The 20346-nt window shown below is 69.2% G+C and carries 16 protein-coding genes and 3 pseudogenes; 7 read left to right on the top strand and 12 right to left on the bottom strand.

The window, feature by feature from the left end; translation table 11 throughout:
• The first annotated feature begins 31 nt into the window (after positions 1-31).
• Both ACO1BR_RS20695 and ACO1BR_RS20700 read left to right on the top strand, forming a co-directional pair.
• Positions 32-1792, top strand: coding sequence for a thiamine pyrophosphate-binding protein (locus ACO1BR_RS20695; RefSeq protein WP_426796552.1), 1761 nt, complete (start codon positions 32-34; stop codon positions 1790-1792).
• A complete protein-coding gene (locus tag ACO1BR_RS20700; RefSeq protein ID WP_426796553.1) occupies positions 1789-2325 on the top strand; it encodes a hypothetical protein in 537 nt (178 codons plus the stop codon). Before ACO1BR_RS20695 ends, ACO1BR_RS20700 begins: the two co-directional genes overlap by 4 nt.
• 25 nt (positions 2326-2350) lie before the next feature.
• Here ACO1BR_RS20700 and ACO1BR_RS20705 read toward each other — a convergent pair whose 3' ends face one another.
• Positions 2351-2875 (bottom strand): VOC family protein, encoded by a 525-nt coding sequence (locus tag ACO1BR_RS20705; protein ID WP_426796554.1) that lies wholly within the window; start codon positions 2873-2875, stop codon positions 2351-2353.
• A 118-nt stretch (positions 2876-2993) separates the two neighbouring features.
• Here ACO1BR_RS20705 and ACO1BR_RS20710 point away from each other — a divergent pair, with 118 nt between their 5' ends.
• Positions 2994-4001: a helix-turn-helix transcriptional regulator gene (locus tag ACO1BR_RS20710; RefSeq protein ID WP_426796555.1), complete on the top strand. Its 1008-nt coding sequence runs from the start codon at positions 2994-2996 to the stop codon at positions 3999-4001.
• A 38-nt stretch (positions 4002-4039) separates the two neighbouring features.
• On the opposite strand, the gene ACO1BR_RS20715 is transcribed toward ACO1BR_RS20710, so the two are convergent.
• The 8 genes and pseudogenes from ACO1BR_RS20715 to ACO1BR_RS20750 all read right to left on the bottom strand — a co-directional run bounded on the left by ACO1BR_RS20715 (position 4040) and on the right by ACO1BR_RS20750 (position 13362).
• The gene (locus ACO1BR_RS20715; protein WP_426796556.1) at positions 4040-4387 is read right to left on the bottom strand and encodes a Gfo/Idh/MocA family protein; all 348 of its coding nucleotides are present in this window, start codon (positions 4385-4387) and stop codon (positions 4040-4042) included.
• Positions 4388-4688: 301 nt separating this feature from the next.
• Positions 4689-5985: pseudogene (locus ACO1BR_RS20720) on the bottom strand (MFS transporter).
• 343 nt (positions 5986-6328) lie between these two features.
• Positions 6329-6748, bottom strand: a complete 420-nt coding sequence (gene panD / locus ACO1BR_RS20725) for an aspartate 1-decarboxylase (RefSeq protein WP_426796557.1) — start codon at positions 6746-6748, stop codon at positions 6329-6331.
• 444 nt (positions 6749-7192) lie between these two features.
• On the bottom strand, positions 7193-8002 hold the full coding sequence (locus tag ACO1BR_RS20730) for a polyphosphate polymerase domain-containing protein (RefSeq protein WP_426796558.1): 810 nt from the start codon (positions 8000-8002) through the stop codon (positions 7193-7195).
• Positions 7999-8634: a DUF4956 domain-containing protein gene (locus ACO1BR_RS20735; protein ID WP_426796559.1), complete on the bottom strand. Its 636-nt coding sequence runs from the start codon at positions 8632-8634 to the stop codon at positions 7999-8001. Before ACO1BR_RS20735 ends, ACO1BR_RS20730 begins: the two co-directional genes overlap by 4 nt.
• Before the next feature lie 1222 nt (positions 8635-9856).
• Positions 9857-11263, bottom strand: a complete 1407-nt coding sequence (locus tag ACO1BR_RS20740; protein WP_426796560.1) for a S10 family serine carboxypeptidase-like protein — start codon at positions 11261-11263, stop codon at positions 9857-9859.
• A 26-nt stretch (positions 11264-11289) separates the two neighbouring features.
• Positions 11290-12561 carry a phosphatidylserine decarboxylase gene (locus ACO1BR_RS20745; RefSeq protein ID WP_426796561.1) on the bottom strand — a complete coding sequence of 424 codons (1272 nt, stop codon included), beginning with the start codon at positions 12559-12561 and terminating at the stop codon, positions 11290-11292.
• Positions 12562-12762: 201 nt separating this feature from the next.
• The gene (locus tag ACO1BR_RS20750) at positions 12763-13362 is read right to left on the bottom strand and encodes a hypothetical protein (protein WP_426796562.1); all 600 of its coding nucleotides are present in this window, start codon (positions 13360-13362) and stop codon (positions 12763-12765) included.
• A 720-nt stretch (positions 13363-14082) separates the two neighbouring features.
• Between ACO1BR_RS20750 and ACO1BR_RS20755 the strand changes: the two genes are divergently transcribed.
• Together ACO1BR_RS20755 and ACO1BR_RS20760 are read left to right on the top strand one after the other, a co-directional pair.
• Positions 14083-14637 (top strand): AAA family ATPase, encoded by a 555-nt coding sequence (locus ACO1BR_RS20755; protein ID WP_426796563.1) that lies wholly within the window; start codon positions 14083-14085, stop codon positions 14635-14637.
• A gap of 131 nt (positions 14638-14768) precedes the next feature.
• Positions 14769-14945 (top strand): annotated as a pseudogene (locus ACO1BR_RS20760) (IS701 family transposase); the annotation flags it as partial.
• Between the two features lie 98 nt (positions 14946-15043).
• Here ACO1BR_RS20760 and ACO1BR_RS20765 read toward each other — a convergent pair.
• Entirely contained in the window at positions 15044-15421 is a 378-nt protein-coding gene (locus ACO1BR_RS20765; RefSeq protein WP_426796564.1) for a hypothetical protein, read from the bottom strand.
• Between the two features lie 318 nt (positions 15422-15739).
• Here ACO1BR_RS20765 and ACO1BR_RS20770 point away from each other — a divergent pair, with 318 nt between their 5' ends.
• Positions 15740-18121 (top strand): ATP-binding protein, encoded by a 2382-nt coding sequence (locus ACO1BR_RS20770; RefSeq protein WP_426796565.1) that lies wholly within the window; start codon positions 15740-15742, stop codon positions 18119-18121.
• Between the two features lie 147 nt (positions 18122-18268).
• Here ACO1BR_RS20770 and ACO1BR_RS20775 read toward each other — a convergent pair whose 3' ends face one another.
• Positions 18269-18544: a hypothetical protein gene (locus ACO1BR_RS20775; RefSeq protein WP_426796566.1), complete on the bottom strand. Its 276-nt coding sequence runs from the start codon at positions 18542-18544 to the stop codon at positions 18269-18271.
• Between the two features lie 53 nt (positions 18545-18597).
• Between ACO1BR_RS20775 and ACO1BR_RS20780 the strand changes: the two are divergent.
• Positions 18598-19140, top strand: a pseudogene (locus tag ACO1BR_RS20780) (alpha/beta fold hydrolase); the annotation flags it as partial.
• A 22-nt stretch (positions 19141-19162) separates the two neighbouring features.
• Here the strand turns inward: ACO1BR_RS20780 and ACO1BR_RS20785 are convergent.
• On the bottom strand, positions 19163-19870 hold the full coding sequence (locus ACO1BR_RS20785; protein WP_426796567.1) for an AAA family ATPase: 708 nt from the start codon (positions 19868-19870) through the stop codon (positions 19163-19165).
• Positions 19871-20346: the final 476 nt, after the last annotated feature.

Genomic DNA, 20346 nt, shown 5'->3' on the forward strand with positions numbered 1-20346 from the left:
ATGTGCCTGCGACGGAGTGGTGTGTTACATCATGAGTGAGTCCGGTGTGTCCTTCGAGCCGCGGGAGCCGTTGTCGGTCTCCGGCTGGCTGGTGAACGCATTGCGCGCCCAGGGAGTGGAGTACGTATTCGCTGTCCCCGGTGGGCCGCTGCTGTCGCTGTACGAGGAGCTTGCGAACTTCCCGGGGGTGAGGCTGGTCCTGACCCGGCATGAGGAAGCCGCGGCCTTCATGGCGGACGGGTACGCGCAGGCCAGCGGGCGGTTGGCGGTCGTGTGTGCGACGACAGGGCCGGGCGCGATGCACACCCTCACCGGTGTCGCCAGCGCGACAAGCGACTCGATGCCGCTGGTGGTGATCACCGCGCAGACCGCGGCTTCGGCGTTCGGCCGTAGCGGACTGCAGGACAGCAGCGGCGGGAACTGGTCGGTCGACACCGTGGAGATGTTGCGGACGGCGACCAAGCTGTCGACACGGCTCGCCCATCCCGGCCAGTTGCCCTGGCTGTTCTGCCACATGATGCGGACCATCTGGAGCGGGCGTCCCGGCGCGGTCCATCTGAGCCTGAGTTCCGACATGATGAACAGCCCCGTGCCCGACGTATCCATACCCTCGCCCTGCCACGCGGCGTCCACCGTGCCTGATGCGGCTGCGGTGGCGTTGCTCGCGCAGGAACTTCGACGGTCGCGGCGGCCGGTGATCCTTGCCGGGCAGGGTGCGAAGCTGTCCGGCGCGGCCGGCTCGCTCCAACAGCTCGCCCGGACTGCGGGCGTACCGGTCGCGACCACACTGAAGGGCAAGGGCGTCTTCCCTGAAGACCACGCCTGGGCGCTGGGGGTGTTCGGGCTCGGCGGCACGCCTGCCGCGTTCGACTATCTGCTCTCCCCCGAAGTCGACCTGCTGCTCATCATCGGCAGCGGGCTGGGCGAGGCGGCCGCCAACGCCTTCGACTCCCGCCTGGTGACGGGACGTCAGGTGATCCAGATCGACCTCGACCCGCTGCGTCTGGGTGCCGGCTGCGATCTCGACCTGGCCATCGCAGGTGACGCCGACACCGTGCTGCGCGCACTGCTTGCCGAACTGGAGGATGCGCCCGCCGCACCGTGTGTCCCGGATGCCGTGCTCGGCGCGGCACAGGACCAGCTCCTGGTGCGCGTTCCGGCGGCCGCCATACAGAAGGACCACAAGGTCCTGTCCGCGTCGGCCGTGGTGAGCAGGATGAGCGAGCGGCTGCCTGAGGACACCATCCTCTACGTCGACAACGGCAACTGCCTGAGCTGGGTCGGCCAGCACTACCGGTCCCGGCCCGACGGGCAGATCCACTTCTCCTTCAACGTCGCGTCCATGGGGTACAGCACCGGGGCCGCCATCGGCGGCCAGCTCGCCCACCCGGGCCGTACCGTCGTAGCGGTCACCGGCGATGCCGCTTTCGCGATGAGCGGGATGGAACTGCACACTGCCGCCGAACTCGGACTTCCCGTCATCTGGGTCGTGCTCAACAACGGCGGCAACGCCATGGTCCTCAACATCCAGGAGAACATCTTCGGCCACGGATCCCGCTCGATGTACGACCGCCCCATCGACGCAGCGGCCATCGCCCGGGGACTCGGCGCCCAAGCCCAAACCGCAGCGGACCTGGACTCTTTCAGCCAAGCCCTCAGCGAGGCTCTGGAGGCCGACGGCCCCTTCCTCATCGACGTTCACGTGGACCCCTCCGAGGTCCCCTGGGCCCTCAGCACCCGCGTCACCAGCCTGCGGTCGGCCTTCACCGACCGCCGCGCAGGCAGGTGGTGACCGCGGTGCGCCTGCCCTACCCACGCCCCGAGGACCACCCCGAGCCGCTGAAGGCGGTGCCGCCGCTCAATCTGTTCCGCGCCTTCGGCAATGCTCCCGCCTATACCGGCGGCCTCATCGACCTCGGCCTTGTCGGCCTCGGCAAGCTCGTCCTCACCCCTCGGCAACGTGAACTGCTGATCCTCGATACCGCCACCAGCACCGGATCCGCCTACGTGACCCAGGCTCATGTCCCGTTCGGGCAAGCCGTGGGCATCACCGGCGAGCAGGCATCCTTCATTCGGCAGCGGGAACCACTGCCGGGCCCCTTCCTCCCAGAAGAAGCCGCGCTCCTGACCGTAGGCCGTGAACTCCTCCAGAACGCCACCTGCACCGGCGAGACCATCCAGCGTGCCCACCTGCTCTGCGGCGCCCGAGCAGTCACCGAGACCCTCATCCTGGTCGGCTACTACCGTCTTGTCTGCGGCTTCGCCAACGCCCTGGACGTGGAACCAGACGGCCAGTCCAGCCACATGCTCCCCTACGCCTCCTGACCCCACGTAGGTCTGCTCACGGGCATCACAGCCCGGGGACACCGCTCGTCCCCGTACGCCGGGGGCCCGTCAGGAGGGCGGGCCGGCTCCGTCGCCGGCGCCCTGGGGGGAGATAGCAGTTGGTCTCCCAGATGACGCCGTACCTGTCGCGCACGGCGCCGTAGGCAGCCCCCCAGAACCGGTTCTCCAGGTCTTCCAGCACCGTGCCGTCGCCGGCGAGTTTGTCGAAGGCTGTGCGCTGCTCGGCGGGGTCCTCGTAGGCCAGGCCGATGTGGATGTTGTTGCCGATGATGTGCTCGCCGTCGGCCTTGGTGTCGGCGGCGAGTTCGGCAACGCCCAGTGCGCTGCCGTCGGTGAACTGCAGCTTGGAGTAGACGACCACGCGGTCCGCGCCCGGGGTCCTGTCCATACCGGGCACCTGCGACAACAGCATGGTGCGCTCGGTGAGTTCCTCGACGCCGAAGACGTCGGTGTAGAACGCGATGGCCTCCAGGCTGTTGTGCACGTACAGCAGGGGCACGAAGCGCTGGAAGATCTCCTTGGTGGCCACGGCGGGGCTCCTCTCGGGTGAGTCAAATGGGGGGTAAGCGGGTGTTTCGCCCGACGTCTCCGACGGTAGAGGTCCAATAGGTCACCCCATGTCCTAGAGCTCGGTGAGGGTGGGCGGCATGACCATCGACCCTGGAGCCCCGCGCGGCACCCGAGACCCCGCCGCCCGCCTGCTCCAGCTCCTGTCGCTGCTCCAGGCGCCCCATGACTGGACCGGCGCGGAACTGGCGGAGCGCCTGGGGGTCACGCCCCGCACCATCCGCCGTGACATCGAGCACCTGCGCGAGCTGGGCTATCCCGTGCAGGCGACCCAGGGCAACGTCGGCGGTTACCGGCTGGTCGCCGGGACCGCCATGCCGCCCCTTCTCCTGGACGACGACGAGGCCGTGGCCATCGCGATCGGCCTGCGCACCGCGGCCACCGCGGCCGTCAGCGGCATCGAGGACACCTCGCTGCGGGCCCTGGCCAAGCTGGAACAGGTGCTGCCCTCGCGGCTGCGGCGCCGGGTTTCCCACCTCGCCGAGGCCGCCACCTTCCTCCCCCAGCCCGTCCAGGGCCCCGACGCCGAGCTGCTGGCCGTCCTCGCCGCCGCCTGCGTCGCCCACGAGAAGATCCGCTTCGGCTACGCACCGGCCCGCGGCGAGCCATCGCGGCGGATGGCCGAGCCGGCGCGGCTGGTGGCCGCGGGACGACGCTGGTACCTGGTCGCCTACGACCTCGACCGCGCCGACTGGCGCACCTTCCGCGTCGACCGCATCGACGCACTGCACCGCACCGGCAGCCGCGTACCGGAACGCGCGCTGCCCGACGGGCAGGACGCCGCGGCCTACGTGGCCGACGTCCTCTCCGCCGGTCCGGGCAACTGCCGCGCCGAACTGATCGTGCATGCCCCGATCGAGCGGGCCGCCGAGGGGGTACCGGCCTCCCTCGGCGTCCTGGAGCAGCTCGACGAGCACCGCTGCCGACTGCGCACCGCCGTGGACTCCCCCGAATTCCTCGCCTTCCGCATCGCCGCACTGCGCCTGGACTACACCCTGATCGGCCCGCCTGAACTCGTCCCGCATCTGCGAAACATCGCCGAACGGGCCCTGGCCGCCATCGAGGCGGCCCAGGGCCCTGACCGGTGAAGCGCCGTGCTATGCCCGCTCGTTGATCCGCCGGCGGATCAACGAGGGTGAGCTGGAGGCCGTCCAGCGCGCTCTCGGGCACGGCGCGCGTCCTCCACCGAGGCGGCCAGCGGCAGCTCGCACAGCACATCCTTGCCGGCCTCCATCGCCCGTACCGCATGCTCGGCGTGGAGCGGGGTGGGCAGGCAGACGTCGACGAGGCCGATATCGGGATCACCGTAGATCTCATCGGGATCGGTGGTGGCCTCGCACTCGAACTCCTCGGCCAACGGCCGGAGTTCGGCCGGGGTGCGGCCGAAGACGACGACCTTCTCGACGTCGGCGCGGGCGGCGTAGACGGCGGCGTGCGCCCGGCCGAAGCCCGTTCCCAGCAGACCGATCTTCATCGTGCGTTCTCCTCACTGCCGTGGTGACTGTCGTCGTTGCCGAATGGCCCGAAGCGATTGCCGCGGGGGCCGCGATCGGGGCGTGGACCAGGCCGTCGGTGCGGCTGTCGTCCCCGTTCTCCCCGGGGCCCGCGACCGTGCCAGGCGCCAGGCGCTCAGCGTGGGACCGTAGGCCCCAACAAGACCTTCGACGTCCTAGTGGATCTCCATCGGGCGGGGTTCTCGTCGTGCGGCGGTACGGGGTCTGAGGGCCGGGGAACGGGGGCGGCACCACATCGGTCGGCGGCGCCGCCCGTCCGGCTCACCGGCTCAGCGCCGGGTCCGCGGCCTCGGCCGACGTCCCGGTCCTGCGGCCCCCCGAACTCCCGTCGGCTTCCCCGCCCTTGCGCCCGGCCCGCTTCGGGACCGCGTACAGCAGGGCGAAGGCGGCGAGGAAGGCGGCGGCGACGTACGGCAGGGTGTGCGCGAAGGCGTCCGGCATCTTCGCCGCCTGGCTGACGGGGTTGTCGCCGCCCAACCGGTCGAAGAAGATCAACGATGAGAGCGCGGTGCCGACGGCCTGGCCGAGCTGGACGGTGGTGTTGTTCAGGCCGGACGCCGAACCGGCGTGCTCGTGCGGCACCTCGGACAGGATGATGTCCGCCAGCGGTGCGACGATCAGGCCCATGCCGATCCCCATCGGCACCAGCGGCAGCATCGCCTGCCACAGCGTGATCTCCGCACCGTAGTGACCGGCCAGGCACGCGAACAGCACCATCCCAGCCGCGGCGATCATACGCGACGAAAAGCACCAGCACCGGCACCGAGGCCGCCATCATCACGTACGTCCACAACGGCCAGCCCAGCTCGCGGCCCTGGATCAACGGCAGGACCAGAAAGAGCAGACCGGCAGTGGACAGCAGCACGCCACCCATGTCGAGCCGGGCGGCGCGCTCGGCTCTCGACTCCCGGATCAGCACGGCACCGGCGATCAGTCCCAGGACACCCATGGGCAGGTTGACCAGGAAGATCGGCCGCCAGCCCCAGCCGAACAGATCGCCCTCGACCAGCAGCGCGCCAACCAGCGGCCCGGCCAGCACCCCCAGCGAGCTGACCGCCCCGAAGACACCGAAGACCTTGCCACGCTCTTCCTTCGGGAAGGAGACATGGATGATCGACAGCACCTGCGGCACCATCAGCGCCGCCGCCGCGCCCTGCGCGATCCGGGCGGCCAGCAGCACCCCGGGAGCATCGGCGATACCGCACACCAGCGAGGTGAGGGTGAACCCGGCGACCCCGGCGAGAAAGACCTTCCTGCGCCCGTACAGGTCGCCCAGCCGCCCGCCGGTGATCAGACCCAGCGCGAAGGCCAGCGCGTAGCCGCCGACCACCCACTGGATCTGGGACGTCGAGGCCCCGGTGTCCTCCTGGATGTGCGGGATGGCGATGTTGACGACGGTCACGTCCACCGCGTCCATGAAGGTCGCCACGAGGAGGACGATCAGCGCCACCCACCGGCGGGGATCCACCGCCGTCGGCGAGGGAGCGGCCGGCGCATCGGCAACCGGCGACTCCGCAGAGACTTTCGCGTCGGTTTGAGGAGATGTGATCTCAGACATGCCTGCGACGCTAGAAGCCCAATAGGACACCCAACGACCTCAGTGGCGGGGCGGCCTGGATGCCACGGCCATCGACCTGCCGACTCGCTTCCTCGACGACGAAGCCGTCACCGTCGCCGTGCGTACCGGCGCGACGGGGACCACCGGCCTGATCGGCATCGAGGAGACAGCAAGGACGGAGCGGTGACCGCTTGGCTCACCCCTCCTGCCCGAAACCGGGGAACGGCGAGCCAGGGCCCGCCGCCCGCCACGATGGCCGCCCACCCCGCCACCGGAGCAGCGGGGCGAGCCGCTCCGGCCGAGGATCATCGGGATCGGCGGGCGGAGCCTGAGTCCGTGCTTCTCAGACCGCCGTGGCCCTCGGGCTGCGTGATGTGTCACTGCCGGGCACCGGCTCGGAGGCGTCGGCACCAAGGGCCACGATGCGGTTGTCCCCGTCGACGTGCACGACCTTCGGCCGCAGCGTACGGGCCTCCGCGTCGTCCACCTGCGCATAGCTGATCAGGATGACCAGGTCACCGGGATGAACCAGGTGCGCGGCGGCACCGTTGATGCCGATGACGCCCGAGTCCCGCTCGCCCTCGATGACGTACGTCTCCAGTCGGGCACCGTTGTCGATGTCGACGATGTGGACGAGTTCGCCGGGCAGCAGGTCGGCGGCCTCCATCAGCGCAGCGTCGATGGTGACCGACCCCACGTAGTGCAGATCCGCCTCGGTCACGGTGGCCCGGTGGATCTTGGACTTGAACATGGTGCGCAGCACAGCGTCACACTCCTGCCGAAGAAGGGTCGCGCCCTCACCCCGAGGTGCGCGCCGGACAAGCCATGCTAGCCGCGACGTCCGAGAGTGCCCCAGGCGTCCCAGGCACCACCGCCACTGCGTCGCTCTCTGTCACTCGCGCATTCCGAACGTAAGGTGCCGGGAGTGGTGTCGCGGCTACCGCTGATCTCCGGATCCAACGGGATGCGGGACGTCTTCGGAGTGCCCGAGCCGAAGCCCCTGCGCGGGGCCGGGCCTCCCTCTTCACCGCCGCCGGTGAGGAGTTCGCCGAACCGGGCATCGACGCGTTCGGCGGCGGCCGGTGGGGCCCGTCTGCGGCCGGGAGGTCGCACATCACCTCCCGGCCGCAGGGCTCTTCCCGGCGGCGGGCACTGTCGTGTCGCCGCGCTGTCACCGGCCGTTCAGCACGCCGGCTCCCGGGGCCGCCTAACCGAACGCGCGGCGGGCTGCGCGACGCCAGCGGTTGGCGGGGAGTGCGGGGTGCAGTGCGGCGAAGGCGCCGCAGTACTTGGTGAAGACGGCAGGGCGTATCCCGTGGGCGTGCAACAGGAGGTCGGCCTCGGTGAGATGCCCGGTGGTCTTGGTCTCGACGAGCACGAGGTCGTCCGCGCACCGCACGGTGTGTCCGGTGCGCAGGTCGTCGCAGACCAGTGCCGCGTCGCAGGTGATGCGCTCGCCGTCGGCCACGAAGGTGGCGCGAAGGTAGTCGGTGCTCAGGGACGGTTCGAGGGCGGCCGGGGCACCGATGTCGTACGCGGTCCGCAGGGTGTCGGCGAGGAACCCCCGGCAGTCCGGGTCGAGCGGCGTGCCGGCTCCGGTCAGCGGGCGGCGGCGTTTGACGGTGTCGCCGCGCGGCCCCTTGAGCTTGATCTCGAACTGCCGCTCCCCCGTGTCCGCGTAGACCCGTTCCCGGATCTTGAAGCGGAGCCGGCGGCCCTGCCGGTGGTCGTGGAAGGAGCGGAGTTCGGGAGTGTCGTAGTAGACGGAGTGGTAGCGGAAGGCACGCCGGTCGTCGATGGCGAGGGCGCGGAAGGGGCGTCCGCCGGGCCGGCGCGGGTCTGTCAGCCGGCCGACGACGCGCAGGAAGGTGTCCGCGGGCACGAGGTAGCTGTGGTCGAAGCGGGCGAGGAGAGCGGCCCGTTCGTTGAGTTCGTCGAGCGAGATGGGGCCGGCGCCGTCGGCGGCGTCGCCGATGGCACGGACCGCGGCTGCGGAGCGGACCGGTGCGGTGGTCATGCGGTCTCCCAGGCGGGCGTGGTCCGGTGGGCGGGTCCGGCAGCGTGCATGGCGCCCCGCTCGGCCGGCGCCGCTGCGGGCTCGCGGTAGCGGACGTCGACGACGGTGAGGTCCCGGACGAAGTCGACTTCCATGACGGTCCAGTGGAGGGGTTCGCCCAGGCGCCGGGCGAGGTCGGCGCGGAGGGCAGCGGGGTCCTCGTGGACGGTGTCGAGGGTGACGACGGCGCGCCGGGTGCCGACGAGGAGGCGGGGGTTGTCGGCCACCCAGACGATGAGGAGCAGGGCGGCGCACAGTCCGGCGGTGAGCACGAACGGCAGCCTCGGCAGTCCGCAGAGCAGGCCGAGGACCAGGGTGGTGAAGTAGTAGGCGACTTCTTCGTGCTGCACGGCGTCGGAGCGGAGTCTGACGATCGAGAGCACGCCGAAGAGGCCGAAGCCCAGGGCCGCTCCCCCGGCGCCGCGCACTTCGGCGAGGGCGGTGACGACGGTGAAGAGGCCGGTGTTCAGAGCGAGATAGGCCGGTACGAGGTCACGCCGGCGGTGCCGCGGATAGTAGATGGCGAAGGTCAGCACGCCGACTGCGGCGAGGTCGAGCCCAAGGTGGGCGACGAGGTGCCGTAACGACTCCATGGCTGTGCTCCCTGTCAGTGCGGAGGTCGGACGGATCCGAGAGAACGGGAAGGAGAGACAGACGATAGGTAAACGTATGGCGAACATGCTTCCGGTTGTGGAGAAACGATGCGCCTCCTTGATGGCCCACGCCCGTAACTGACCGGAAGCACACACCTCCTGTCGTATTCGCCGCTCTTGCCAGCCGCCTCCGGCGCCACCCCCAGGCATGGGAAGTCAACGAGGGTGCGGTGTCCGAGGTCAGCTCTGCATTCCCTTCTCCCAGCCGTTCGTCGGCCAGTTGGCCGGCCGGGCGCTTCGGGCCCCGCGCGGTGACGGGCAGCTACACCCCATCGCTCCTGGGCTGCGCTGTCGCAATGGTCGCCGCGGCGATCACCTGCCTCTTCCTCCTGTCGGGCAGGCAGACCACGTCCCGGAACGGGACGACCGACGCAACTCCACCACAGTCACAGTCACAGTCACTGCCTGCCGACGTCGCATGAAGAAGCCCGGGCGGCCGGCGGCCGGCAACCGGCAACCGGCAACCGGCAACCGGCAACCGGCAACCGGCAACCGCAGGCAACAACCCTTCGGCTCCTCACCGGACAGAAAGGGGCTTCTGCTCTCTCACCGTCGGTTTTCACGACCTCCGACGACCCCGACACATCCCAGACCAGCCCCAAGCGGTTCCTCGCCGCCTCCGTGCTGGGCTTCCTCATCATCACCCTCGACACGCTCGCGGTGAACGTAGCGCTGCCATCCACGGGCCAGGATGCCAATTCGTGTTCGCCGCAGGGATGATGTTCCGCTCGATGACCACGGATCGTCGTCGCGCAGGCAACGACTGCCGCGGAACTCGTCATCGCCGGCACGGTCGGCGCCCATATCGGCAACGTGGCGATCGCACTGCTCATCGTCCCGGTCTGCCGTGGGGCGATGACAGTTCGCCATTCCTGCTGGTCAGGAGCCTGCTTCTGAGTGCCGTGAACTGACGGGCCGTCATGTGGGGGAAGTTCGTGACCGACGGTGCGACGTTTTGTAGTGGCAGTGCCTGGCGGCGGGCTGGTGGTGGCGCCAGCGAGACCGCCTCAAGGCATGACTGGCGCGATGCCGGTGGTTTTGGCCGGCTCCGGGGCGACGTGACCGGGCCCGGCCAGCAGGGGACGACTCCCTGCCGGCCGGCCCGTCAGTCAGTCAGCCAGCCAGTCGGTACCGGCGGTGGTCGGACGTCGTGCGGGTGCGTTCACCCCTTCCGCAGGCCGACGTTGCCGTTGCGGTGTTTGAGGGACTGTTGCGGGTCGTAGCCGGGGAAGGGGCGGTCGAAGAGCCAGTTGTAGAGCATCTCCCGGCAGATCCGGGGCTGGAACGCCGGCACCTGGTGCCCGGAGCCGGGCACGCTGACCTGCGTCAGGTTCCGGTGGTGGCGCACGAATCCCTTCGGGTCTTCCTGCGCCTGCGTCCAGACCAACCGGGGAGCGTTGCGCCACTCCGCGTGTGCGTGCTCGCCTTTCTCCTTCATGAGGTCGTCGAGGATCTCCTCGGTGCTCCGGTATCCACAGGCGGTGTCGAAGTTCCCGGTGTAGAGCAGGGCCTTGTACCCCTTGTCGAGGATCTCGGCGTACTGCCCGGAGCAGTCCGCCATGTTGTCGTTCACCATCCATTCGGCCACTGGGCCCTCGTTGTCGGCGCACTGCCAGGTGACGTCAGCGGGAACGTGCAGGGACTCCTTCACGCCCTTGCTGTCCAGGTAGGCGCGCAGCGCCCCCATGGGCAAGTCGTCCCACCGTCGCACGTCGTAGAGGTCGAAGTTCCCCCCGTAGGCCAGGGTCGTGGCCACCAGGTCGTTGCCGAGCTTGGTGGCTTTCTCCATCTCTCCGGCATCGAGGGCGGCCTGGTAGTCGGCGTAGGCGTCGTACAGGGCGTCCCTCTGGCTGATGCCGAGGAACCCGGTCGTGTAGACGTAGTCGATCATGGCGCGGAGCGACAGCTCGGGTTTGATCCAGCCGTTGCCGACGGAGATCCCCTTCAGGTTGATGGGTCGTCCGCCCGCCTTCCGCCGGTTCTGCTCGTCGATCTCCAGGGCGATCGCCGGCACGTACTTGCCGGCATAGCTCTCCCCGCAGACGTACAACGGGCATTGCGCGTACTCCGGGTGCGCGGTGAAGAACGCCTGTAGGCCCTCCCAGAACATCCGGGCGAGGGTGCCCTCGTCCTGAACGTACTCTCCGACGTCGGAGTAGCTGTATCCGGTGCCGATGGGCTGGTCCCAGAAGACGACGTGTGCTTCCTGGTTCCAGGTGTGGGGGTTCACCGATATCGTTCCGGCGGCATCGTCGCCGATGGACAGTGGCCCGTTCTCCAGGAACAGGCCCAGCAGCGAGGAGGCGCCGGGCCCGCCGTTGAGCCAGATCAGCAGCGGCGTCCGGCTGATCAGCTCCTGTTGGTCGGGGACCGCGACGTGGGGGTTGCAGGTCTGGCTCTCGAAGAACCAGTAGAACAGGTGGTTCTTGGTTCCGGGGAAGGCTGCGCTGTCGATGTGCACGTGCCCGGAGTAGGAGCGGGCTTTTCGGGTGTCGTCGGTGTGGAAGTCGATGCGCAGGGTGTCGGGGATGTTCGCCGGAATCGAGACGACGAGGTCGTCTGAGGACACGGTTCACCTTCCGTTCGGCAGCGGGATCACGGAGCCAGGGGGCGGCGTCGCCGGGACTGCGTGTGATAGGAGCCGGTGAACAGCCCGGCGCTGCGCTTCAGTTGCTCCAGAACTCCGATGCGTTGGCCCTGGAGCATCTGCAACGCCGGGAACCGTCCTGGTTCGAACAGCAGAATGTTCAGCGACCCGCCGTACTTGAAGTTCCCGATCTGCTCTCCCTTTTCCACCGGTACCGGCTTTTTGATCGGGCCCTTGAACTGGGGCCGGAAATTCACGGAGGCGATCGAGTTGAGGCCGACGGGCACCACTCCGACGTACCCTTCACCGTCTGGTTCTCCGGCTGCGTCCAGGTACTGCGTCTTGATGATGACGTATCCCCGGCGGAAGTTGTCGAACATCGCGTAGTCGTAGCCGTAGCCGACGTTCCCCTTGTTGAGGAGTTCGGGGAAGTCCCGCATTCCGTAGTAGACACCGCCGATGTCATCGCGGGCCTCCACCACCTCGCCCCTGACCGGGGCGTGATACCAGTGGTAGCTGTCGGGCATCAGGATGCATGACACCGCCGTACCGCCGAGGAAGCGGTGGGCGTGCTCGGAGTTCTCAAGGAGCTGCCTGACGTTCATGGTCACCGTCTTGACCGGGATCGGTGTGGTCTCGGTCAGGTCGTCGACGATCATGTTGATGACGCAGTCGGCCGGGGCGACCACCACGCTGTCGTCGTCCTTGGCGTCGATGGGCCGCCGCGTAGCGTCCCTCAGCTGCCGGACGAAGAAGTCATTGAAGTTCTTCCAGGGACCGGGCTGGTAGTCGGCCATCCGCTTCGGCCCGAGTTCCTTGACCCACTCGTCGATGAGTTCCTGTGACTCCGGCGTGTCCGCGTCCATCTGCAGGCCCTGCAGGTGCGTGAAGTCGGCGGTCATCTTGTACCCCGGCCCGGAGGTCGCAAAGACCATGCCGTAGTCGTTCTCGTAGGTCAGCCAGCTGAACTTCTCGATGTAGTCCAGCCCGTTGTTGACCCCCGGATGCCACTCGTACCACTCCCTGAAGAACTCACACAGGCAGTCGAAGTCCCTGTCCTTCCAGTCGTATTGGACCTCGACAGGTGTGTCTTCCGGGTACGGGACCACGTTCTTGACCGCGGCGTCGTACATGGTCTTGAAAGCCTCGTGGTCGTTTTCGTACCACAGGGTGATTTTCTTGATGAACTCGTCGAGGCTGTCTGAGTACCGTTCGTCGCCCTGCATCACTTTCTCCTGTCTCCTTCCGCCTGAGGGGACGTTGACGACCCCGGTGTCCATGAGTGGACGCTCTCGATGCCAGGAGGCGGGGGGGGGAGGGGAGGNGAGTACCGTTCGTCGCCCTGCATCACTTTCTCCTGTCTCCTTCCGCCTGAGGGGACGTTGACGACCCCGGTGTCCATGAGTGGACGCTCTCGATGCCAGGAGGCGGCGGGGGAAGGCGCGGTCGCGCCGTCCCCCGCCGCTGGGTGAGGTGTGCGGTCAGCCGCAGATGGGATTGACGGCGAGGTCGTCGACGTTCACCGCGTATCCGTCGCAGCCGCCGCGGATGTTGGAGAAGTGGTACTGCAGGTGCGGCCGGGCCACGAGGGGCTTGACCAGCGAGACGTACTGGTAGGCGTCTCCCTGTCCGGCGTCCTGGAGGATGCTGTACGCCTCGTCGGGTGTCAGGCCGGCCTGGTCGGTGATCGGCATGACGCCTGCCCACACCGACGTGTGGTAGATCGGCTGGTCGATCTCGCCCTCAAGCGTGGCGTGGAGTTCGATCGACTTGATGCGGGAAGCGCTGTCGCCGGTGTTGTAGACGAGCCGCCAGTCGGTCACCTGCGACATGTCCTGGGTCTTGCCGCTGGGCGAACTGCCGTCGGCCACCATGAGCGTGGCGTTCGGGAACGTCATGTGGACCTCGTCGGCGGCCGCGTCGAGGAGTTGCTGCAGGGACAGTTGGTCCGCCGCCTTCACCCCGTGGGCGACCGACGCGAAGGCCGGCGCGGCTGCCTGTGCCGCACCGGTTCCCGCTACGCCGGTCACTGCGAGTCCACACGCGACGATGGCGGCCGCGACACCGTTCCTGAGCTTCATTGCCTCTCCGTTCTCTTCTCGGAAGGGGACACACTCATCTGCCCCTCGTCGGCACGGGGACAGCGAATCGCCTGGGCCGACAGGGAGCCCTGAGCGCGACCAACGATTCCGTCACGATGAGTGTCCACTCAAGAGCGAGAAGTAGCCGTGGGGTTGGGGTGGGTGTGCGGCCAAGAAGGCCGGAATCACTGCCCTTGCCCGCCACAAGGCAGCGGAGGTTGATGACCCGCCGAGAACGGTCGAGGCTGCCACTGGCGGTCGCCGGGGATCGGCCCTTCAGGCGAGCAGCACCAGCACTCTCCGCGTCTTGCCACCCGCCGGGCCAGGCGTGACACCGCGGATGTCTGCCAGTATCTCCACAGCAGCAGGCCCCGCTCCGACTCACCCCCTGGGCCACGCACCCAGGGCGGATGCCCGCTCTTCGCACGCATTAACGAGTTCGATACGTAGCTTGCAAGCCTTGGCGTCGAGGGCCGGAAGCCGCGCCCCGCACCCCTCCGTGGAGCATGGCAGTGGCCGCGAGTTCGGCGACGATCCGCTCGCCCGGTTCCCTGATCTTCTGCGGGACCTCTCACGTACACGGCGGATGGTGAGGCCGGCACCAGGCCGGGCCGTATGGGATCTGTCGCAGGCGGCGGAGGAGGGTTGGGAGGGCCGGGATCAGGCAGCCGGATCGATATCGGATCGCGTGAGGCGGTCGCCCACTGGCACGCTGACCCCATGGATCACGCAGAAGTACTGCTCATCGGAGGACGTGCTGGTGTCGGCAAGACGACGGTGGGGTGGGAGGTTTCGGCGCTGCTGCGCTCCGAGGCGGTCGCTCACGCCATCATCGATGGCGACTTCATGGGGCAGGTACATCCGGCACCAGAGGGAGACCCTCGCCGCACGGAGATCACGGAGAGCAATCTGACTGCCGTGTGGGCGAACTTCGCCCGGCGCGGCTACCGACGCCTGATCTATACCAACACCATGAGTGTGCTGCCGGAGGCGACGGGCATGTTTGAGCGTGCCATGGGGGCCGGAGTGGGGATCACACGAGTGCTGCTCACCGCCTCCGACGCCACCGCCCGCAAGCGGCTGGTGGGACGAGAACTCGGCTCAGAGCTGGAGCAGGAGCTGGAAGGAAGCCTCCGCAAGGCACGGCTCCTGGATCAGCGGGCCCCCGCAGAGACCGTGCGAGTGGCGACGGACGGACGGCTCGTCGTTGACATCGCACGGGAGGTAGTGACCGCCACCGGTTGGGCCGGGCCTCACTTCGCCCGCAGATCATGATCGCGTTGGCGTGCTGGTCCGAGAACCGGCACAACCACCGGTGATCATCAGCGTGAAGACAGAAGATCAGCCGGTGGCCGCAGGTCACGGCATGGATCCCGGCCCGTTGGCAGGACACGTTCGCGTCCCTGATGGGCCGCGTCGCGCCGCGGTTCGCGCGGGTGGAACCGCGGCGCCAGGCAAGGGAGTTCGTGCTTGGCCTGTTGTCGGACCTACCGCGCCAGAACGGCCGGACGCTCGCCGAGCAGGCGAGGAGCGCGACCCAGGACGGCTTGCAGCATCTGCCGTCCAGGGCCGGGTGGGATGCGGTGACCGAGTTGGGTGCCGGCGACCAGGCCCGGATGCGGAGGAGCCCCGCCGCTCCTGGACCGGAGTGGCGGGGCCCTGCTCGGCCCTCGCTTGTCTGCTAGGGGTGCAGCTCGACCCAGTCGACGACCGTGTTGCCCGGTACGTTGCTGTAGTCGTCGCACTGGTCAGCCGCGTGCTGGAGCTTGCGCTGGTGCGGCTCTCCCGGGTTGGGGGCCCAGGCGTAGACCGCCCAGCCGGAGTAGACGCAGACCTGACTGACCCCCGTGATGGGGCCGATGTCGTAGCTGCCTGCGTCGTTGTAGCAGTACTTGTTGCCGGGCGTGAAGACGGCAAAGGCGCAGTCCGACGCGGCTGCGGCCTTCTTGGTGACGCGGACCCCGTCGTCGGCCGAGGCCGAGGTGGAGGTCATCCCCAGGAAACCCAGGCTCGCGGCGAGGACGGATGCGGCGGCGACGATTCTTCGCGGTGTGTTCACCGTGCTCCTTCAGATACGGGCCGTCGGCGGCGTCCCCTCCGACGGCGGATCGGAATATGAGGAAGACACGTCGGCCGCGTGACGACCTCGCGGCGCTCCAACAGACCTTCCCCCGTTGCGGGTTGACCGCAGTGCGGCACTCCGCGTGCCCCCTGGGAAGCGGGGCACGCATGATGCTGCCGTCCGTCCCGCGCTGCCGACAGGACGTCCAGCGGACGTTTAGCGGACGTTCTCCCCGGTCGGCGACAGTGCCTCATCGGAAGTGAAGCCGTGCGGCCCGGGGCCGCACGGTCCGGGCCCGCGGGGCGAGGAGAGGGCATGCCGGAACGGTTCGACACAGTGTTGCGCGCCTACAGACGGCGGGCCGGGCTGACCCAGGAGGAGCTGGCGGAGCGGGCCGGGCTGTCGGCCCGGACCATCCGGGCGCTGGAGTCCGGGCAGGGACGGGTGCCCCGCTTGGCCTCGGTACGGGAGGTCGCAAAGGCGCTCGGGTTGGGGGCGGACGACCAACGGCTCCTGCTCACCACGGTCGCGGCCGACGCGCCGGAGGGGACGGCGGAGCCCGGTTCCCTTGGGCGCCGACGGTATCTGCCTTATGACATACCGGACTTCACCGGGCGCACCGCCGAGGTGGCCCGGCTCGCGGAGCTGGTCGGTGGCGGCACCGCGAGCGCGGTGGTGGTCTCGGCGATCGACGGGATGGCGGGCGTCGGAAAGACCACGCTGGCGGTGCACGCCGCCCATCTCATGGCCGGAGGGTTCCCGGACGGCCAGTTCTACTGCGACCTCCACGGCTTCACCCCGGGGTTCGACCCGGTGGGCCCGGCTTCGGCGCTGGAGGCGCTGCTGCGCATGGCCGGTGTCGACGGCGCACGCATCCCGCACACCCTGGAGGAGCGGTCGGCCCTGTGGCGTACCACGCTGTCGGACTGGCGGGCGCTGGTCGTGCTGGACAACGCCGCCGACGCGGCGCAGGTGCGTCCACTGCTGCCCGGCTCCGCCTCGTGCGCGGTGCTGGTGACCTCGCGGCGGCGGCTCCTGGCACTGGAGGGTGCCGTCCCGCTCTCGCTCGATGTGCTACCCGAGGCGGAGGCGTGCGCACTGGTGGCCCGGATCGCGGGACACGACCGGGTCGCCGACGCGCCCGAGACCGTCGCCGAGATCGCCGAGCTGTGCGGCTACCTGCCGTTGGCCATCCGGATGGCAGCGGCCCGGCTCGCCCACCGGCCCGCGTGGACAGTGAGAGACCTCACCGCCGAGCTCCGCGCGGGCCGACGCCGGTCCGGCCCCGGCGGCAACGAGCAGGCGGTCAGTGCGGCCTTCGCCCTCTCCTATGGGCGCCTGAGCCCCGGCCATCAGCGGCTGTTCCGGCTGCTCGGCCTGCACCCCGGCGCCGATCTCGACGCGTACGCGGCCGCGTCCCTGGCGGGTACGGACGTGGCGACGGCACGGCAGTGGCTGGAAGAACTCGTCGACGTACACCTGCTGGAGCAGTACGAACCCCACCGCTACCAACTGCACGATCTGCTCCGCCGGCACACCCAGGAGGTCCTGCACGAGACCGAGCCCCCCGCACTGCGGGAAGAGGCGGAACTCCGGCTCCTCGACCACTACCTGCACACCGCGCTGCACGCCCGCCCCTTCGTGGCGCCGGGACAGCGGCTGCTCCCCTTCGAGGTCGCCTACCCGCCGGCCGACACCCCGCGCGTGAGCGACCGGGCCTCGGCCCTGGCCTGGTACGAGGCCGAGCACGCCAACCTCGTCGCGATGATCACGCATGCCGCCGCGCGGGGCAGGAACGAGCATGTCTGGCAGTACACCCATGTCCTCCAGCACTTCTTCGACATCCGGGGGCGCACCCTGGACTGGGTCAGCACCCATGAACTCGCCCTGGCCGCCACTGGGGACCTCGACAACCGCCTGGCCCACGCCGAGATCCTGACCAGCCTCGGCGTCGCCTGCTGGCACGCCGGGCGCTACGAGGACGCCTTCAACCGGGGGCTGGCGGCGCTGGCCCTGTGCCGGGAGATCGGCGACGCGTGGGGCGAGGCCGTCATCCTCACCAACTTCGGTATCGCTCAAGGGCAGTTGGGGCAGAGCGAGGAAGCCATCGACCTGCACCAGCAGGCCCTGGCCCTCTACGGCGGAGTCGACGCCCCCTGGGGCGAGGCCCTGAGCCTGACCAGCCTGGGCGCGGTCTACGCCCGGCTGGGGCGGGCTTCGGAGGCTCTCGACCACCACCGGCGGGCGCTTGACCGCTACCGGGGGATCGGTGACCCGTGGGGCGAGGCCCTCACCCTCACGAACATGGGCACCGGATACCGGCAGTTGGAACAGTTCGGGGAGGCTGTGGACCACCACGCACAGGCGCTCTCCCTCAGCCGCCGGATGGGCGACCGGCGCGCCGAGAGCGAGGTCCTCAACGACCTCGGTGCCACCTACCACGCGGCCGGCCGCCGCGACACCGCCCGCCGTCGACACCAGCGGGCGCTGGACATCGCCCGCGCCATCGACAGCAGCCCGCAGATCGCCCGCGCCCACCAGGGCATCGCCTACACCCTGGCCCCGGACGACCCCGATTCCGCCCGCGACCACGCCGAGCAGGCGCTCGCAATCCACGGCGAACTGAGCGCCCCCGAAACCGCCGAGCTCACCGCGTTCCTGGACGCTCTCAGCCAGGGCCCGGCCCCGGGGCACTGACAGCCGGCCCCCACGTGCACCGGCGACCGTCCGCCCCCTCGCTCTCCCCGCGCAGCCCGCCGTCCGGCAGGCGGGTCGGCGTCGAGGGGGCGGGCAGCTTGCACGAGCCCGGAGCGCCCTGGGCCACCACCCCGTCATCGACCTCCGTCAGCGCAGGTCCTGATGCGCGAGTGCCTTCAGGGTCGCGTTCAACCAGCGCACCTCTGCCTGGCTTGTCGCACGCGCGATCTGCAGGATGCCCTGCCGGAACGGATCATCGAACTCCTCAGCCCCCAGGGGTCGTTCGCCCTCGTAGAAGAAGCTGCTCGGCTCCCGGAGGAAGTCCAGTCGGCGCCGCAGCACAGCCGTCTGCGGACCCGGGTCATCGAGCTGCCGCAGGAAGGCCAGGACGGTGAACCAGTGGTTCTCGTCGCTGATCTGCACGCCGCGGGCTTCGCGCAGTCGACGCCGCCAGCTCGTCTCGTCCCTCGTCAGACCACGCCGACGCCCTCGCGACGGCCCTTGAGGCGGCCGGCTTCCGGGCGGCCGATGTCGTCGCGCACAGCATGGGCGGCGCGGTCGCCGTCGTGCTCGCCCATCGCCACCCGCACCTGGTCTCCCGCCTGGTCCTGGTCGACGCCAACCTCGACCCCATGACCCCCAGGCGCGGCTGGCCGGGCACACGTGGCATCGTCGCCTACACCGAAGAGGAGTTCCTCGACGGAGGATGGCAAGAAGTCCGCGAAGCCGTCGGACCGCACTGGTGGTCCACGATGCGACTGGCCGGCCTTGAGGCACTCCACCGCAGCGCCGTACACCTCGCCCGCGGCACCGAGCCCACGGTCCGTGAGCTGCTGCTGAGCCTGCCCATTCCACGGACCTACCTGCGGCCCGAACACGACGACCCGCTCGCCGCCACGAAGCAACTCGTCGAAGCAGGGGTCTCCATCGTGTCCATCCCGAACTGCGGGCACAACATCATGCTGGACAACGCGGAGGCGTTCGCCCAAGAAACCGCTCGTGCCCTGCAGGGCGCCTGACCGACGGCACTTGACACCTTCCTCAATCGAGGAGATGGCGCAGATAGGACTGCGGGGCGGCGAGAAAGCGGCGCCAGTGGTCGACCAGGGCGAGTTCGTCCCATCCCACCCGGCGCATACCGTGCTCGCCGACCTCGATGACGTCCGCACCCGGCAGCGCGGTCAGCAACGGAGAGTGGGTGGCGCAGATGACCTGGCCCCCGTTCTTCACCAGCTGGTCGAGATGGCCGAGCAGTTCCAGGCAGGAGGCGAAGGAAAGCGCCGCCTCCGGCTCATCCATCACATACAGCCCCGGCTGCAGGAACTTTCCTCGGAACGCGGCAAGGAAGCCCTCCCCATGGCTGACGGAATCCGGCGCGAACCCTTCCCGGCCCAACGCGTCCAGGGCCGTCTCGGCGCGCAGGAAGAACCCTTTGCGGGCGGACCAACTGCCCAACATGCGCCGCCCCCGCGGTGCAGCGTCGAAGCGGATCTTCTCGCCGAGCACCGATTTGGGGCGGTGACTGGCATAGCGCCAGTCATGCGAGCCGCCCCAGGAGTCCAGACCGAAACCCTCCGCGAGGGCCTCGACCAAGGTCGATTTGCCCGAGCCGTTCTCGCCCACGAGAAAAGTCACCGGCGCGGTGAAACGCAGTCCGTCTGCCAGCAGCCCCCGCACACAGGGCACGGACCAGGGCCACTCCTCATCCTTCCGCGAGGCCACATGAGCGTACGCACGTTCGATAATCATGTGGCGAGTCTTTCACAGGGCACATCGATCAAGACGTGCCGATCCCCGGTCGCGGCCCCCGCTCGCACCGGCGGCGTGATCGCTCTTCCGACTGCGGGCGAAGGACACCCACTCAACCTCTGGGAGGTTCAAGAGCCATCGGGCCCGGACCGTCGGGAAGCGGTTTGCGCGGTTCGCGCACTCCAGCCTGGCCGCCGTCATCGTTGCCCTCGTCGGTGAAGTCCTCGGGGCGGAGCTCGGAACGGGAGGAACCGTACTTCAACCGGCGGGACACCTTCAGATACCTGGCCACCACTGACCTCCGCAACACGTCTGCTGTATAGGCGAGTTGGCACGCGCTGCCCGACGCCCGTCTGACGTCTCAGGCTCTTGGATGGTTCCCGCGCACCGCCGCGGGTTCGTCCTACGGTCGCGCCACCGCCCCCGAGCGGAAGCGGAAGATCCTGGTCAGCCCCGGCGCCGCCACGAGTGGCTGC

Origin of the sequence: Streptomyces sp. YGL11-2, from assembly GCF_050054615.1 — a bacterium.
GTDB lineage: Bacteria > Actinomycetota > Actinomycetes > Streptomycetales > Streptomycetaceae > Streptomyces.

Bases quoted from the DNA above. Each gene is read 5' to 3' on its own strand.
- ACO1BR_RS20695 (WP_426796552.1), top strand. From the start codon at position 32: ATGAGTGAGTCCGGTGTGTCCTTCGAGCCGCGGGAGCCGTTGTCGGTC.
- ACO1BR_RS20710 (WP_426796555.1), top strand. From the start codon at position 2,994: ATGACCATCGACCCTGGAGCCCCGCGCGGCACCCGAGACCCCGCCGCC.
- ACO1BR_RS20715 (WP_426796556.1), bottom strand. From the start codon at position 4,387: ATGAAGATCGGTCTGCTGGGAACGGGCTTCGGCCGGGCGCACGCCGCC.
- ACO1BR_RS20730 (WP_426796558.1), bottom strand. From the start codon at position 8,002: ATGACCACCGCACCGGTCCGCTCCGCAGCCGCGGTCCGTGCCATCGGC.
- ACO1BR_RS20735 (WP_426796559.1), bottom strand. From the start codon at position 8,634: ATGGAGTCGTTACGGCACCTCGTCGCCCACCTTGGGCTCGACCTCGCC.
- ACO1BR_RS20745 (WP_426796561.1), bottom strand. From the start codon at position 12,561: ATGGACACCGGGGTCGTCAACGTCCCCTCAGGCGGAAGGAGACAGGAG.
- ACO1BR_RS20750 (WP_426796562.1), bottom strand. From the start codon at position 13,362: ATGAAGCTCAGGAACGGTGTCGCGGCCGCCATCGTCGCGTGTGGACTC.
- ACO1BR_RS20755 (WP_426796563.1), top strand. From the start codon at position 14,083: ATGGATCACGCAGAAGTACTGCTCATCGGAGGACGTGCTGGTGTCGGC.
- ACO1BR_RS20770 (WP_426796565.1), top strand. From the start codon at position 15,740: ATGCCGGAACGGTTCGACACAGTGTTGCGCGCCTACAGACGGCGGGCC.
- ACO1BR_RS20785 (WP_426796567.1), bottom strand. From the start codon at position 19,870: ATGATTATCGAACGTGCGTACGCTCATGTGGCCTCGCGGAAGGATGAG.